Annotated in this window: 14 protein-coding genes; 3 read left to right on the top strand and 11 right to left on the bottom strand. The window is 36.4% G+C overall.

The features are described from left to right. Nucleotides 1-51: 51 nt before the first annotated feature. From AC6EIW_RS00320 to AC6EIW_RS00300, 5 genes are all read right to left on the bottom strand, one after another. Nucleotides 52-261, bottom strand: coding sequence for a hypothetical protein (locus tag AC6EIW_RS00320; RefSeq protein ID WP_498520671.1), 210 nt, complete (start codon nucleotides 259-261; stop codon nucleotides 52-54). A gap of 86 nt (nucleotides 262-347) precedes the next feature. Continuing rightward, nucleotides 348-1,751 carry a nucleotide sugar dehydrogenase gene (locus tag AC6EIW_RS00315; RefSeq protein ID WP_498520670.1) on the bottom strand — a complete coding sequence of 468 codons (1,404 nt, stop codon included), beginning with the start codon at nucleotides 1,749-1,751 and terminating at the stop codon, nucleotides 348-350. A gap of 21 nt (nucleotides 1,752-1,772) precedes the next feature. Further along, nucleotides 1,773-3,044: a histidine--tRNA ligase gene (gene hisS / locus AC6EIW_RS00310; protein WP_498520669.1), complete on the bottom strand. Its 1,272-nt coding sequence runs from the start codon at nucleotides 3,042-3,044 to the stop codon at nucleotides 1,773-1,775. Nucleotides 3,045-3,171: 127 nt separating this feature from the next. Next, nucleotides 3,172-3,459 carry a hypothetical protein gene (locus AC6EIW_RS00305; RefSeq protein ID WP_498462455.1) on the bottom strand — a complete coding sequence of 96 codons (288 nt, stop codon included), beginning with the start codon at nucleotides 3,457-3,459 and terminating at the stop codon, nucleotides 3,172-3,174. Nucleotides 3,460-3,554: 95 nt separating this feature from the next. Beyond that, complete coding sequence (locus tag AC6EIW_RS00300; protein WP_498520668.1) at nucleotides 3,555-4,400, bottom strand: 3'-5' exonuclease; 846 nt, start codon at nucleotides 4,398-4,400, stop codon at nucleotides 3,555-3,557. Nucleotides 4,401-4,540: 140 nt separating this feature from the next. Here AC6EIW_RS00300 and AC6EIW_RS00295 point away from each other — a divergent pair, with 140 nt between their 5' ends. Continuing rightward, the gene (locus AC6EIW_RS00295) at nucleotides 4,541-5,266 is read left to right on the top strand and encodes a DUF1350 family protein (protein WP_498520667.1); all 726 of its coding nucleotides are present in this window, start codon (nucleotides 4,541-4,543) and stop codon (nucleotides 5,264-5,266) included. Between the two features lie 2 nt (nucleotides 5,267-5,268). On the opposite strand, the gene acs is transcribed toward AC6EIW_RS00295, so the two are convergent. Next, nucleotides 5,269-7,245: an acetate--CoA ligase gene (gene acs / locus AC6EIW_RS00290; RefSeq protein WP_498520666.1), complete on the bottom strand. Its 1,977-nt coding sequence runs from the start codon at nucleotides 7,243-7,245 to the stop codon at nucleotides 5,269-5,271. Between the two features lie 92 nt (nucleotides 7,246-7,337). Here acs and AC6EIW_RS00285 point away from each other — a divergent pair, with 92 nt between their 5' ends. Beyond that, entirely contained in the window at nucleotides 7,338-8,036 is a 699-nt protein-coding gene (locus AC6EIW_RS00285; protein WP_498520665.1) for an HAD family hydrolase, read from the top strand. Here the strand turns inward: AC6EIW_RS00285 and sds are convergent. The 5 genes from sds to AC6EIW_RS00260 are packed head-to-tail and all read right to left on the bottom strand — an operon-like array spanning nucleotide 8,020 to nucleotide 12,479. Further along, nucleotides 8,020-8,991, bottom strand: a complete 972-nt coding sequence (gene sds, locus AC6EIW_RS00280) for a solanesyl diphosphate synthase (RefSeq protein ID WP_498520664.1) — start codon at nucleotides 8,989-8,991, stop codon at nucleotides 8,020-8,022. The two genes, AC6EIW_RS00285 and sds, sit on opposite strands and share 17 nt — an antisense overlap. Nucleotides 8,992-9,013: 22 nt before the next feature. Next, the gene (murI, locus tag AC6EIW_RS00275; RefSeq protein ID WP_498520663.1) at nucleotides 9,014-9,811 is read right to left on the bottom strand and encodes a glutamate racemase; all 798 of its coding nucleotides are present in this window, start codon (nucleotides 9,809-9,811) and stop codon (nucleotides 9,014-9,016) included. 2 nt (nucleotides 9,812-9,813) lie between these two features. Continuing rightward, nucleotides 9,814-10,899, bottom strand: coding sequence for an N-acetylmuramoyl-L-alanine amidase (locus AC6EIW_RS00270; RefSeq protein ID WP_498520662.1), 1,086 nt, complete (start codon nucleotides 10,897-10,899; stop codon nucleotides 9,814-9,816). After that, the gene (locus AC6EIW_RS00265; protein ID WP_498520661.1) at nucleotides 10,899-11,723 is read right to left on the bottom strand and encodes a carbon-nitrogen hydrolase family protein; all 825 of its coding nucleotides are present in this window, start codon (nucleotides 11,721-11,723) and stop codon (nucleotides 10,899-10,901) included. Before AC6EIW_RS00265 ends, AC6EIW_RS00270 begins: the two co-directional genes overlap by 1 nt. A gap of 27 nt (nucleotides 11,724-11,750) precedes the next feature. Continuing rightward, nucleotides 11,751-12,479: a 2-phosphosulfolactate phosphatase family protein gene (locus AC6EIW_RS00260; RefSeq protein WP_498520660.1), complete on the bottom strand. Its 729-nt coding sequence runs from the start codon at nucleotides 12,477-12,479 to the stop codon at nucleotides 11,751-11,753. A 64-nt stretch (nucleotides 12,480-12,543) separates the two neighbouring features. Here AC6EIW_RS00260 and AC6EIW_RS00255 point away from each other — a divergent pair, with 64 nt between their 5' ends. Next, nucleotides 12,544-14,109, top strand: a complete 1,566-nt coding sequence (locus tag AC6EIW_RS00255) for a UbiD family decarboxylase (RefSeq protein WP_498521657.1) — start codon at nucleotides 12,544-12,546, stop codon at nucleotides 14,107-14,109. Nucleotides 14,110-14,151: the final 42 nt, after the last annotated feature.

Below are 14,151 nucleotides of genomic sequence, written 5' to 3'. Positions count from 1 at the left end.
TTTTTTATTGCAATTTTAAAGTATCAATCTTTTTGATTTAATAAGTCAAAATTATTTTTTATTATTCTTTAATTTGATATATTCTTTTCTAATTGATTTCAATAATTCTTTTTTCTTTTTCATTGATTCGTCCTTTTCTTTAGAATCTATTTCTAGCCTTTCTTCTTTGGATAGATCCATCCATCCATATATATTAGAAGTAGATTTAATTTCTTTCTGATTTTTTTTTCTCTGTCTTTTAAAAATAAATTGAAGGATCATCTTTTTGTAAAAATAAATTAATTAAAAACTATACATATTTTTTAATTTAAGAATAAATAAAAAAATACAGTTTGTTTCAACTAATTTTAACTCCCTTCACCTAGCTTCCAGAGATTTATGTCTGTATTCTCGATTTCTTGTCGATTGACAACAGATCTAGTATCAAAAATCCAAGCTGGTGATCTCATTAAAGAAGCTAAATAATTCCAATCAAGTCCAAAGAATTCATCCCATGCTGTAAGAATTAAAACAGCATCAACATTTTTCAATGCTTCTGGAATGGAATTGGCCATTTTCCAAATCCCTTGATTATTTAATGAAAATTTTTCTAAATCTTCTTCTATTCTCTCAAATGAGACCTTTGGGTCATAAATTGATAAAATAGCACCTTCTTCGAGCAAATCGCCAGAAATACTTATTGCAGGAGACTCTCGAGTATCGTTTGTATTTGCTTTAAAGGAAAATCCAAGTATTGCTATGTTCTTTCCATTAACTGTACCGAAAAGCTTCTCAAGAACAATTTTATAGATCCTATCTTGCTGCCAAGTATTTAGTTCCACAACTTGACTCCAGTATTTTGCGACCTCTGGCAACCCAAAATATCCACTTAAATAAACTAAATTCAAAATGTCCTTTTTAAAGCAACTTCCTCCAAAACCTGGGCCTGCACTAAGAAACTGATTACCTATCCTTTTATCTGTTCCTATTGCTTTCGCAACCTCAGTAACATCAGCCCCAGTAGCTTCACAAAAAGCGGAAATAGAATTTATGGAACTAATTCTTTGAGCAAGAAATGCATTAGCAGCTAATTTTGAAAGCTCGCTACTCCATAAATTCGTACAAATAATCTTTTCATGAGGAACCCAATTCAAATAAATATTAACTAGCGCATCCACAGCCTCAGGATCTTCTCCTCCAATTAAAACCCTATCGGGATTTTCCAAGTCATTAATAGCTGTTCCCTCAGCCAAAAATTCAGGGTTCGATAAGACAGAGAAAGTTTTTGATATTTCATTTTTTTTATTATCTCTATTTGTTGTCTTAAGTATCTCTTTTATTGCTTGTGCAGTACGGACTGGAAGAGTACTTTTTTCTATTACTATTGTGTGCCCTTTTGAATATTTAGCTACTTGCCTGGCGCTAGCTTCTACCCAACTAAGATCACTAGCTTGTCCAGCCCCAAGACCTTTTGTTTTTGTTGGAGTGTTAACTGAAATAAAAACCATATCAGCATCAGATATTGCCTTTTCCATTTCCGAACTAAAGGAAAGGTTTCGTCCTCTCGTTCGTGAAATTATTCGATCTAGTCCAGGTTCAAATATTGGCAATTTATTGAGATCTGAATCATTCCATGCATCAATTCGTTCTTTATTGATATCAACAACCCTAACTTCTAAATCTGTACATTTATCTGCAATAACAGACATAGTTGGCCCCCCTACATAACCAGCACCAATACAACATATTTTTTGAATTTTAATAGAGCTCATTTAAAACAATCCCTCATTTTATTAATCAATCAATTTTTTAATTAACTGATCTAGATCCTCCTTTAAAAAAATATATTCATTATTCTCGACATCCTTTGATTTATCTCTTAATTTCTTCATCAATAATTGACCTTTTGATGCTTCATCCTCCCCTATAGTTATTGCCCATTTTGCCCTGCTCTTATCTGCACGCTTAAATTGTTTAGAGAAAGATGAGCCTGAGTAGTCCAATTCAATTTTCATGTTAAATGATCTTAACTGACAAGTAATTTCCAAAGCAAGTTGCGCAGCTTTTTCACCTCTATGAATGACATAAATATCTGGAGATTTAGATTCTAAAATTTTTTCTCCAGCAAGAATTATTAGCCTTTCCATCCCAATAGCCCATCCAATTGAGGGAGTTTGAGGGCCTCCCAATTCGCTTATTAGCCCATCGTAACGACCTCCACCACATACAGTCGCTTGAGAGCCTAAGTGATCGCTTGTGATTTCAAAGGCTGTATGAGAATAATAATCAAGTCCTCTTACCAAATTATTGTTGATTTTGTATGGGATCTTTAGCTTATCAAGTAGATCCAATAAAGAATCAAATCTAATTTTACTCTTTTTCGATAAAAAGTCGTTTAAAGAAGGAGCTTCAAATAAAAGTTCTTTCGTGGAATTATTTTTACTATCTAATATTCTCAGGGGATTAACATTTATTCTTTTCTGGGAATCTTCATCCAACAAATCAAATCTCTGACTAAGCCAGTTCTTTAACTCTTCTTTGAAAATACTTCGGTCTACATTACTTCCAAGACTATTAATTTCTAAAGTCAAATCAACTAGACCAACGTCCTTTAAAAAGTCCCAAGCAATTGAAATAACCTCAGCGTCGCTCATAACAGAAGACAATCCAACAAATTCAACTCCAATCTGATGGAACTGCCTTTGTCTTCCTGCTTGAGGTCGCTCGTATCGAAACATTGGACCTCTATACCAAAGTCTTTGAGGCCCATTATTTAATAATCCATGTTGAACTATTGACCTCGCAACAGAAGCTGTTCCTTCAGGCCTCAAAGTGCAAGAACGACCACCTCTATCATCAAAGCTGTACATTTCTTTGCCCACAACATCAGTATTTTCTCCAATTCCCCTTGAAAACAATTCTGTTTGCTCGATAATCGGTGTTCTAATTTCATTAATCCCAGCTCGACTAAAATGTTTTACTGCAATTGATTCGACCTTTTGCCAACCCTGACTCTGAGCAGGCAAAAGATCTACCATCCCTCTTAAATTCTTGAAATTGGTCAAAGTAGCTTCAGCAAAATTATTTGTTGTTTGTTCAATAGTAATTGAATACCTAAACTATTAAATAATATTTAACAAGTGATTTTGCTAAACCAAATTGGTAAGACTAAATTTCGAAAGGGCTTTGAGTCTAATCCTCTAGTCGGGTAGCGCCTGAGTATTTTACCAACCAATAATTAACTCTTCTTCTCACATTAAAAGGCATTTCATTTTGGAGTTGAATTAACTCAATAGCTCCAAGTCGTTTTAGTTCTTTTGACTCAAGACTCCACATTTTTTCCGCTTCACAAATCAAACGAGCCCAACTTCTTGAATGCTGCCATTGCCTGAGACGCTTTTTTAATTCATTACCGTCAGTCTTACTTTTAACAAGACGAAACTGACCAACTATATTTTCCTTAGTGAAATATTTTCTCATAAATCAATCATGGAGAAAACTCTAAAAAAACTCATTTATCAATACATTAAACATATAGCAAAGATTTGAAATGAGTACTTTATGAAAAATCCGCTTCAATCATAAAAATCAACAACCTGTACGGGGAATTCTAATTTTTCCATATCCCTACGACTCATTTTTCTCGACCAGGAACCCTTAATTGCATCATTCCATCTAAAGCCAGCGTTTTTTGCTAGATGCCTTTTCTCATAGGAGATCTCAGCACGAAGCAAAACTTTTGGTTCTAACGCTCTAATCAACAATTTTTCAAGTTCACCACATCTTTTGAAGACCTCTGCCAAATATATGCAATCTGTCAAAGCTCTGTGTGCATTCCAAACTGGTACACCATAAGCCAATGCAAGATCCCTTACTGATGGGCGAGCCTTCAATTGTCTATCAGCTGGCCAAGTTATATCATCCATAGAGCAAATCCATTTTTTTTCAATTTGAGGCAATTTTTTAAAACCAAACCATTTCATATCAAATTCTGCATTGTGAGCAACAACTACATCTGATACTCGAACTAAAGATTCGAAATATTTAATCGCTTCAGATACAGGTTGAGGCAATCTAGTAATTTCAGCAGGAATATTATTTATTTTTTCCGCTTTGTTGATTTCAACGGGTAAAAGGAAGGATTGCTGCGCTAACACAGATCTACTTTTGACATTAAAAAGGATCGAACCTACCTCAAGACAATCATCTTTTTCATTATCGAGGCCTGTGGTTTCTGTATCCAAAATCAGGATATTCTCAAGTGAACTCTCTTTCTTTAAAATTCCAAGCCGTTCTTCGTTTAATTTCGAAGACTTTTTTTCTCCTAGATCTTTCTCTTTCTTATTGGCAATTTTTTTTGTTTTTCCATTTAGAAAGTCAAGCTGCTCACTCTCTTTCTGATGATTTTGCTCTTCTTTCACATTAAAATTAATTAGTCATGCTTCTATTATTATCAAAAAAATAGAGTTGAATAAAAACATAGCAGAACATTAAAAGAAAAGATACTTATATTTAATTTATAATCGTTGTCTATATTTCTTTAAAGAGTGATTATTCATCGATGAGTACTATTAGACGTATAAATAATATTTCATGTCATTGGCCATATAGGCCAGTTGGTCTTATAGAAATAATTGGAGGTAGCTATATTTCAATAAAGCCAGAAGTTACATATAAAAAACTTATTTCTGGTTTTTTGCAAAGAAATTTTGCAGTACATTTATGGAGCTATGTACCTAACTTTGACCATCAACTTCAATCGAATCAAGCCTGGAAACAATTCCGTAAATCTCAAAAAGTTCTTCAGAGAAGAGTCGGCTTGATACCAAAATCAATAAGGTTGGGTCATAGTCTTGGTTGCAAATTACATTTACTAGCACCTGATGGAGGGAGGAATTGCGATGGTTTAGTAGCTATAAGCTTTAATAATTTCAAGGCAGCTAAATCTATCCCTATGCTTAGGGAAGTATCACAAAGGATAAATTTCCAAACTGAATTCAGTCCAAGTCCTGCCGAGACATTCAATCTTATTAGAGAACACTATGAGCAAAAAAATAATCTATTAATAAAATTCAAAAATGATAATCTAGATCAAAATAATTTGTTACTTAAATTACTAAAGGATAGAAATTCAGATAAGTCTGAACTAATTCGACTTGAGGGTAATCATCTAACCCCAGTAAGCCTTGGTATTAGAGAAAAGTTCCTCAAATCTAATTCCCAGAAATTTTCAAAATACAAAAAAATTGATTTCATAGTCGATCAAATAACAAATTGGGAACTTTAATATTAACTTCTTAATTTGTCTAAAACTGATCTATCTTCAAGAGTACTTGTATCGCCGCTTATTTCATCTCCCGAAGCCAGTGCCCTCAAAATTCTGCGCATTATTTTTCCACTTCTTGTTTTAGGAAGAGAATCAGTGAATTTAATTTCATCAGGTTTGGCAATGGGTCCTATTTCATTAACAACGTGCTTTTTTAATTGTGCATCAATATTTTCATTTCCTTCTACTCCTGTTTTCAAAGTGACAAAGGCTACTATTGATTCCCCTTTTAAATCATCGGGTCTACCAACAACTGCAGCTTCTGAGACGAACTCATGGCTAACCAAGGCTGATTCTATTTCCATTGTTCCAAGCCTGTGACCAGAGACATTTATAACATCATCAACTCGACCCATAACCCAAAAATAACCTTCTTCATCTTTTCGAGCGCCATCTCCAGCAAAATATATATAGCTATTGTCTGAAGGCTTTAAATACTCCCAGTAACTCTCTCTGAATCTTTTTTCATCTCCATAAACATTTCTCATCATTCCAGGCCATGGTCTTTTAACTACTAAATATCCACCCTCATTATTAGCAACAGAATCCCCGTCTGAATTGACCACATCGGCTTCAATCCCAGGCAAAGGGAAAGTTGCTGATCCAGGCTTGGTTGAAGTCGCTCCGGGAAGAGGACTAATCATTACTCCACCAGTTTCTGTTTGCCACCATGTATCAACTATTGGGCACCTCCCTCCTCCTATGACATCTCGATACCAAATCCAAGCCTCAGGATTGATGGGTTCTCCAACAGTTCCCAAAAGTCTCAAACTTGATAAATCGTATTGATTAGGAATCTTTTCTCCCGCTTTCATAAAGGCCCTTATGGCGGTTGGAGCAGTATAAAATATCGAAATTTTATGCTTTTGAATTACATCCCAAAAAGCCCCTGGATTTGATGGCCTAGGAACTCCCTCATACATAACAGTAGTTGCCCCGTTAGATAGTGGGCCGTAAACGATATAACTATGTCCAGTTATCCATCCCACATCAGCTGTGCACCAATAAACATCATTTTCACGAATATCAAAAATCCATTTAAAGGTTAAATGAGCCCAAAGGTTATACCCAGCAGTTGTATGAACCACTCCCTTCGGCTTACCTGTAGAACCTGAGGTATATAGAACAAATAAGCAATCCTCACTATCCATGTGCTCTGGCAAACATTCTTCAGATTGACTATCTACAATTTCATGCCACCAATGATCTCTAACATCATCCATGACAATATTTTTTTTAGTCCGTTGAACAACAATTACTGATTCGACCTTTGGACAGACACCACCTTCCAATGCTGAGTCAACAGCATCTTTAAGAGGAATTACCTTATCTTTTCTAAAGCCGCCATCAGCTGTAATTATTGCTTTTGCTTCTCCATTAATTAGTCGGTCTCTGAGTGCCTCAGAGGAAAAGCCTCCAAACACCACTGAATGTGGAGCTCCAATTCTTGCACAAGCAAGCATTGCTATTGCGGCTTCAGGCACCATAGGCATATACAAAGCCACAAGATCTCCTTTGCCTATACCTATAGATTTGAGTGCATTAGCTGCTTTGCAAACTTCCTTGTGTAGCTGTTTATAAGTATATTTTCTTTGATCACCTGGCTCGCCCTCCCAAATCAATGCGACTTTGTCTGCTGTTGGAGTATTTAAATGGCGATCTAAACAATTAAAAGAAATATTAATCTTGCCTCCATCGAACCATTTTGCGAATGGTGGTTTAGACCATTCGAGTACCTTATCAAAAGGTTTAAACCAATTTAATTCTTCTTTAGCCGCATCACCCCAAAACTTATTTGGATCTGATTTAGCCATTTGCGACATTTTTAAATACTGAGAAAAAGATGAGATTCTACTTTTACTGGCAAAGTCTTCAGAAGGAGGGAAAACTCTCTGTTCGTGAAGAACAGACTCAATAGAGTTAGAATTGTCTGAATTCATGAAAGATAAAAACAACTTTTCATTTATTGCATTCAAGCTATTTCTGAGCAAAAGGCTTGGATAGTGAAACTCTTATTTAAAACAAATTCACAATGAAGAAAGATTGGAATTTTCCTAAAGCATTTTTATTTGATCTTGATGGAGTTTTAATTAATTCAGAACCCTTACATGGACAGGCATGGAAAGAAACAGCTGCGTTTTTTGATCTAAATTTAACTCAAAGCCAATTAAAACTCCTAAGAGGCCGAAGAAGAATTGATTGTGCGAATGAATTGCTTAAATTGATTCCTAAGAAAGTCAAAGTAGAAGACTTACTGAAACTACATAAACCCATTTCAAAGAAACTCATTCTTAAAGCGCAAGCAATGCCTGGAGGAGAGAGTTTAGTCAAAAGGTGTTATGAACACAATATCCCAATGGCATTAGTGACAAGTAGCAGCAATGAATCTGTCGAAATTAAAACTTCCCCACATAAATGGATGAATCTATTTTCTATAAGGATTCTTGGTGATGACGAACAACTATACAAAGGGAAACCTGCTCCTGATCCATATCTTTTAGCTGCTGAAAAATTAAATATTGCGCCTCAAGAATGCTGGGCTATTGAAGATTCAATCTCCGGAGTATCTTCAGCACTTGAAGCAGGATGTTTTGTTTTCTTTTTAAAAGAGAACAATAATGACCTTCCGAAACAAGAAATTTTTCAACAAAACAAAAATTTAAGCGAAATAAATCATCTAAAAGAAATTGAGAAAATATTAAATGACTTTCTAATTAATAAAGCCTGCTAATAACGAATTCAGGCAATTCAAGCAATGCTTTTTTTGATGGTGATTCTGGTAACCAAGAAATTGAATCTTTAGACTCAGAAGCAAATTTCTCTGCTAATTCTCTTGATTTCCTAATCGCACTTGAATCCCTTACTAGAGAAAGAGCCTTATCAAGATCATCTTTTTGGGAGAATTTAGCATTAATAAGTTCGCCAAGAGTTGGATTCTCCTCCAACGCATAGAAAACAGGCGCAGTAAGGTAACCACTTTGCAGATCACTTGCCGCTGGTTTCCCTAGCTGTTCATCATTACCAGTAAAATCGAGAATGTCATCAACCACTTGAAAAGCTAATCCTAACTGTCTTCCATAGAAATAGAGCGAATCCAAGCTCTCCTGATCTACATCGGATAAAACACCAATCGCCTTTGAGCTATTAGCAATAAGGGAAGCAGTTTTACAATAACTTTTCTCTAAATAACCCTCAAATGATTGACTAGAGTCAAATCTATTTAGGCCCTGTTTTATTTCTCCTTCAGCTAGATCCATAATTACCCTGCTTAACAATTTAACAACATCTAAATTTTCAAGATTTGCTAAATGCCAACTCGCTTGTGCAAACAGAAAATCCCCTGCAAGTACAGCTATCCTTGGATCAAATCGGCTGTGTACGGTTTCAACACCTCTTCGGATATCTGCTTCATCAACAACGTCATCGTGCACCAGGGAAGCGGTATGAATCATCTCCGTGATTTGGGCTAATTTTCTATGCTTCAAAGGAAGATCCTTTTCAGTAGTCAAGGCTCTTGAAATCAATAGCACAATTCCGGGTCTTAAACGTTTTCCCCCTGCGCTAAATAGGTGTTCTGCAGCCGCCTGCAAAATAGGGTGTCCAGCACCTATAAGGCTGCGTAGATCCAAAAGCAAAGCTTCTAGATCAAGTTCTACAGGTTGAAGAATTTCCGTGGCTGTGGTCATAGAAGCGCTCTGCTTTTTGATATTAAGAGACACAACCCTTCTTCTGCAGTGAAACGAGATTAACTTCAGGAAACACGTTTAACCAATGCTTGGCTTTAAGAAGAAAATGCTTTTGATCGGAGGTCACATAAAACTTTGATTCAACTAAAAATTGTTTCTTTGAAAAATTGCTCATTTTTGAATCAATAAACAACTTTAATTTCAAAGAAAGAGCTTCAGCAGGGTCTATCAATTTAACACTGGAAGGTAATATCTTAGTGAGTAAAGGGGTAATTAGAGGATAATGACTACATCCAAGAATTAAAGTATCAATTTTCTGATTTAAGAGAGGTTGTAAATATCTAATTGCAACATTAGTAATATCCTCTGAATTAATATTATCCATTTCAATCATTGGCACAAATTCCGGACATGGTTGCTCAATCACAAAAGTTTTTGGCTTATATTTTAAAATCGCATTTGTATAAGCCTTTGTTCTCACTGTAGAGGGTGTAGCGATAACACCCACCCTTGATTCTTGGATAGTTGAAGCTGCAGAGCCAATCAAGTCAAAAACAGGAACATCTAAATTCTTCTTGAGCAAATCCAATGCTATTGCATTAGTTGTGTTGCAAGCAACCAAAAAAGCATCGATATTTTGCTGACTAAACCAAGACGATATTTCTTCAGCAATTTGCATGATCTCATCAGGTGTCTTCAATCCATAAGGAAGTCTTGCCGTATCAGCCAAATATATAAATGAAGAATTTGGACATAATTGAATCACCTTTTTTAAAACCGTGAAGCCCCCAACACCACTATCGAATAATCCAAGACGCATACCTAATTCGAAACTTTGAGATAATTCAGTATTCCCTTTGCAATAGCAAAAGACATTTTATCTCTGTAACCTTTTTGACGTAACAAATCTGCATCATACATACCAGTAACAAATCCAATCTCTACTAAAGCTGCAGGCATAGAAGTTTTTCTAATCACATAAAAGCGAGATCTACGAACCCCCCTATCAGGGCTTTGAGGAGAAAAAATTAAGATCTGTTTTTGAATATTTTTTGCTAGAGAATAGCCTCTAAAACCAGAGTAATAATAAGTCTCTAAACCATTTACATCTTTCCGCCTTCCTCTTGTTGCATTTGCATGAATACTTACAAAAGCATCTGCTTTTGAATTATTGGCTTTAGTAACTCTTGGTTGTAAGTCTAATGTTCTCTCATAGTTCCTAGTGAGTAATGTTTTAACCCCTTTCTTTGATAGGAATACTGAAACACTCTTCGAGACCTCTAAAACAATATCAGTCTCTCGTAACCCATTTATTCCAACAGCTCCAGGGTCTGTTCCACCATGACCTGGATCTAAAACAACTTTATACTTTCCATAAGGAACATTAGGTAAGGAGGAAATATCTAAATCTTCATTCTTTATTACTTCATAAGTTCTCTTTATGGAATTTCTTAAGATATTACCCTCTTCTATAGAACGAAAAGAATTACTTTCTAAACCAATTAATTTCAACTCCCAATTGTTTGGTGAAGTGCCAATTAATTGTAATTTTGAGTGTTCTAATTCAACTGATGGATTGAATTCTATAACAAGCCTTGTTTTACCCTTTGAAGGCTTTCCTAGTCTAATTTCCTTAACTGATCCATTGCCTTTAATAGTTCTAGGTCTGCTTAATTCTCCGGGAAAGTCAATCCATACTCTTTCACCTATATCTGTAGTTGATGATTGATAAAAAGCATCTAAGTTAGTTCCAGAAGAAGTTCTTAATTTCAGGCTTCCATTACTGGTCAAAGCCCAAGCTGCAAGCGCACTAGCAGATCTTATTGGTAAAGGAATAAAAAGATTGGAACAAAAAACAAATCCTGCAAAAAATACCAATTTTGACTTTAAAGATTGATCTTTAAACATCAAATAAAAAGCTCTGTTTTTCGATGTTTTAGACTAGGCATTTGTCCTCTAATTCTCTCAACTCTTTTTTGGTCAGCAGGTGCTATTGCAGCTCCCTGAACAACCCCTGCATCTGCAAGGACTGTTCCCCATGGATCAATGACCATCGCATGCCCATGACTTTGTCTTCTGCCATAGTGGCGACCAGTTTGGGCTGGTGCAACAACATAAGCAGTATTTTCTATGGCTCTTGCTTGAAGTAATACTTGCCAGTGATCTTTACCAGTAAAAGCAGTGAAAGCAGCGGGAATCATTAATAAATCTGCACCCTTATTGACCAAATCTCGATAAAGCTCAGGGAATCTAACGTCATAACAAATAGACAATCCGATTTTGCAAAGACCTGGAACATCTACAACAGGTGGAGATTGATCTCCAGACAAAATGGTTTCAGATTCTCTGTACGTGTTACCTTCAGGAAGATCAACGTCAAACAAATGAATCTTGTCATATCTAGCTAAGGATTGACCATCTTTTCCAAATAATTCTGCTCTGTTTAAAGTTCTTTCTCCATCACCAGCAGGGACAGGAAAACCACCTCCAAGCAAAACAACCTGATATCTCCTGGCCATTGTGACTAAAAAGCTATTACATTTTTCATAGATTGATGATGCAATTTTTAGTTTTTTTTGATCCTCACCCAAAAAAGCAAAGTTTTCAGGAAGCCCAACAAGATCGGCCCCACGCCTCGACGCTAACTCAATTTGTTCTTCTGCCGCATTGAGGTTTGCATCTATATCTGAGGTACTGGTTAACTGTAGGGCCGCAGCCAAAAAATCTGACACTGAGTTAAAAAAAAAATAATTTAAAAGTTAGTTTGAGCGAAGTACGCCCATCTCAGTCTGTTTGGGAATAACAGAAAGATTGTCCAAAGAGGCACAACAAGCGAAATCATCATCATGATTACCTATTCCTGCAAGTCTTTGTCCATGACTTGCAATACGTAAACATCCTTCAACATCATTCTCCCAAGTTTTCCACAATGCGATAGAGGCCATTAGTTCATCATTCAATACTTGTACGGACTCTAATTGATTGATTAAAAGAGAGGCTAAAGCTCCGGCGGCCAAAGAATCTTCAAGAGAGTAAGAGCCTTCCCATCCACTACCCACAATCCAAACTTCACTTGGATTGTCACTTTTCAATCTTTCAGCAATAGCTTTTCTGTTCGGAAGTGCCATTGTGTACAAACTTTTGGATTCCCTAACACGATGAAGTGATCTTGTTCCATTAGTAGTGCTCATAAAAACTCTTTTTCCTCTTACATTTTCAGTTGAAACTCCTAATGGAGAATTTCCCAAGTCAAACCCCTCTAATTTTTTTCCTCCTCTCTCTCCTACAAGAATTTTATCCTTTTCTGAGAAAGACTTTGCCTCATTTTTAAGTTCATCAACATCTGCAAATACTTGTACTGAATCGGCACCATTTTCTAGAGCCCAAGCAATTGTTGTTGTTGCTCTGAGCACATCGATTACTACAGAAGATTCAGGGATAATTCCACTTGGCACATCTGCTGCTACAGAAAAATAAGAAAGTTTCATTTCCACAAACGCTGAGAACTTGCGTCACAGTAACTAGATAATTAGATTAATCGTGCAGACCTTCATGAAATTATTTCGTCAAGAACCTCTTACACGTGACATCAGAGATTTTCTCTCTCTTTTGGAAAGCAAAGGTCAATTAAAGAGAATAAGCAGTGAAGTTGATAGTGATTTGGAAATAGCGGCAATAAGTGATCGAGTCCTGGGGATGGGAGGACCTGCTCTTCTTTTTGAAAACGTAAAAGGTTCATCAATGCCTGTCGCTGTCAATCTACTTGGGACGATGGAGCGTGTTGTATGGAGTATGGGATTGGAAAAGCAAGAAGAATTGGAGGATTTAGGAAAAAAATTAGCACTTCTTCAACAGCCAAGGCCTCCAAAAGGATTTAAAGAAACCAAAGCTTTTGCCTCAGTTGCTTGGGATCTACTCAAAGCACGTCCTGATATTGATCTCTTACCACCATGTCATCAAAAAGTCATAGGTGAAAAAGATTTGGATCTAAATCATTTACCACTTTTACGACCATGGCCTGAGGATGCAGGAGGAGCTATTACATTGGGTCTGGTCATCACCAAAGATCCTGAGACAGGCGTACCTAACGTTGGCGTTTACCGGCTCCAAAGACAATCAGGTAAGAGCATGACAGTTCATTGGTTAAGTGTAAGAGGAGGAGCCAGGCATCTTCGCAAAGCTGCTGCCATGAACAAGAAACTAGAAGTTGCAGTTGCTATTGGAGTACATCCACTTCTTGTTATGGCTGCAGCCACTCCAATTCCAGTGCAGCTTAGTGAATGGCTTTTTGCGGGTTTATATGCAGGAGAGGGTGTTCGATTAACGAAATGCAAAACCATCGATCTTCAGGTACCAAGTCACAGTGAAATAGTTTTAGAAGGATCAATATCTCCTGGAGAAGAAATGATAGATGGTCCTTTTGGAGACCATATGGGATTCTATGGAGGAGCTGAGTCTTCACCCTTAATAAGATTCCACTGCATGACCCAAAGAAAAAAACCAATATTTTTAACAACGTTCAGTGGTAGGCCTCCAAAAGAAGAGGCGATGCTAGCAATAGCCTTAAATCGAATTTATACACCAATACTTAAGCAACAAATCCCTGAAATTGTTGATTTCTTCCTTCCAATGGAAGCCTTGAGTTATAAATTAGCCGTTATCTCAATTGATAAGGCGTATCCAGGACAAGCTAAAAGAGCTGCAATGGCCTTTTGGAGTGCATTACCCCAATTCACTTATACAAAATTTGTCGTTGTTGTCGACTCAACTATCAATGTAAGAGATCCTAGACAAGTTGTTTGGGTCTTATCCAGTCAGGTTGATCCTCAAAGAGATTTATTCATTCTCGAAAATACTCCTTTTGATTCCCTTGACTTCGCAAGTGAGAACATTGGCTTAGGAGGAAGATTAGCAATTGATGCAACGACAAAGATTGGGCCAGAAAAAAATCATGAGTGGGGAAAACCATTAACAAGGCCGAAAGAACTTGAAGACAAAGTTGATGAAAGATGGGCGGAGCTAGGATTATCCGAGATAGAAAACACCCAACCCAGTCCTGAATTATTTGGTTACGTCATCGATGAACTAATGCGTCAAAAACAAATAAACAATTCATAAATAGGAAATTAAGCATATCGATAAATAAAATAAAGAAAATTG

This window comes from Prochlorococcus sp. MIT2308, assembly GCF_059772345.1.
This window is presented reverse-complemented; position numbering and strand designations above follow the sequence as displayed.

What these genes read in the sequence shown, in the direction of transcription:
- AC6EIW_RS00295 (WP_498520667.1), top strand. Translation starts at nt 4,541, where the DNA reads ATGAGTACTATTAGACGTATAAATAATATTTCATGTCATTGGCCATAT.
- sds (WP_498520664.1), bottom strand. Translation starts at nt 8,991, where the DNA reads ATGACCACAGCCACGGAAATTCTTCAACCTGTAGAACTTGATCTAGAA.
- AC6EIW_RS00285 (WP_498520665.1), top strand. Translation starts at nt 7,338, where the DNA reads ATGAAGAAAGATTGGAATTTTCCTAAAGCATTTTTATTTGATCTTGAT.
- AC6EIW_RS00260 (WP_498520660.1), bottom strand. Translation starts at nt 12,479, where the DNA reads ATGAAACTTTCTTATTTTTCTGTAGCAGCAGATGTGCCAAGTGGAATT.
- AC6EIW_RS00255 (WP_498521657.1), top strand. Translation starts at nt 12,544, where the DNA reads ATGAAATTATTTCGTCAAGAACCTCTTACACGTGACATCAGAGATTTT.
- acs (WP_498520666.1), bottom strand. Translation starts at nt 7,245, where the DNA reads ATGAATTCAGACAATTCTAACTCTATTGAGTCTGTTCTTCACGAACAG.
- AC6EIW_RS00320 (WP_498520671.1), bottom strand. Translation starts at nt 261, where the DNA reads ATGATCCTTCAATTTATTTTTAAAAGACAGAGAAAAAAAAATCAGAAA.
- AC6EIW_RS00315 (WP_498520670.1), bottom strand. Translation starts at nt 1,751, where the DNA reads ATGAGCTCTATTAAAATTCAAAAAATATGTTGTATTGGTGCTGGTTAT.
- AC6EIW_RS00270 (WP_498520662.1), bottom strand. Translation starts at nt 10,899, where the DNA reads ATGTTTAAAGATCAATCTTTAAAGTCAAAATTGGTATTTTTTGCAGGA.
- AC6EIW_RS00305 (WP_498462455.1), bottom strand. Translation starts at nt 3,459, where the DNA reads ATGAGAAAATATTTCACTAAGGAAAATATAGTTGGTCAGTTTCGTCTT.
- murI (WP_498520663.1), bottom strand. Translation starts at nt 9,811, where the DNA reads ATGCGTCTTGGATTATTCGATAGTGGTGTTGGGGGCTTCACGGTTTTA.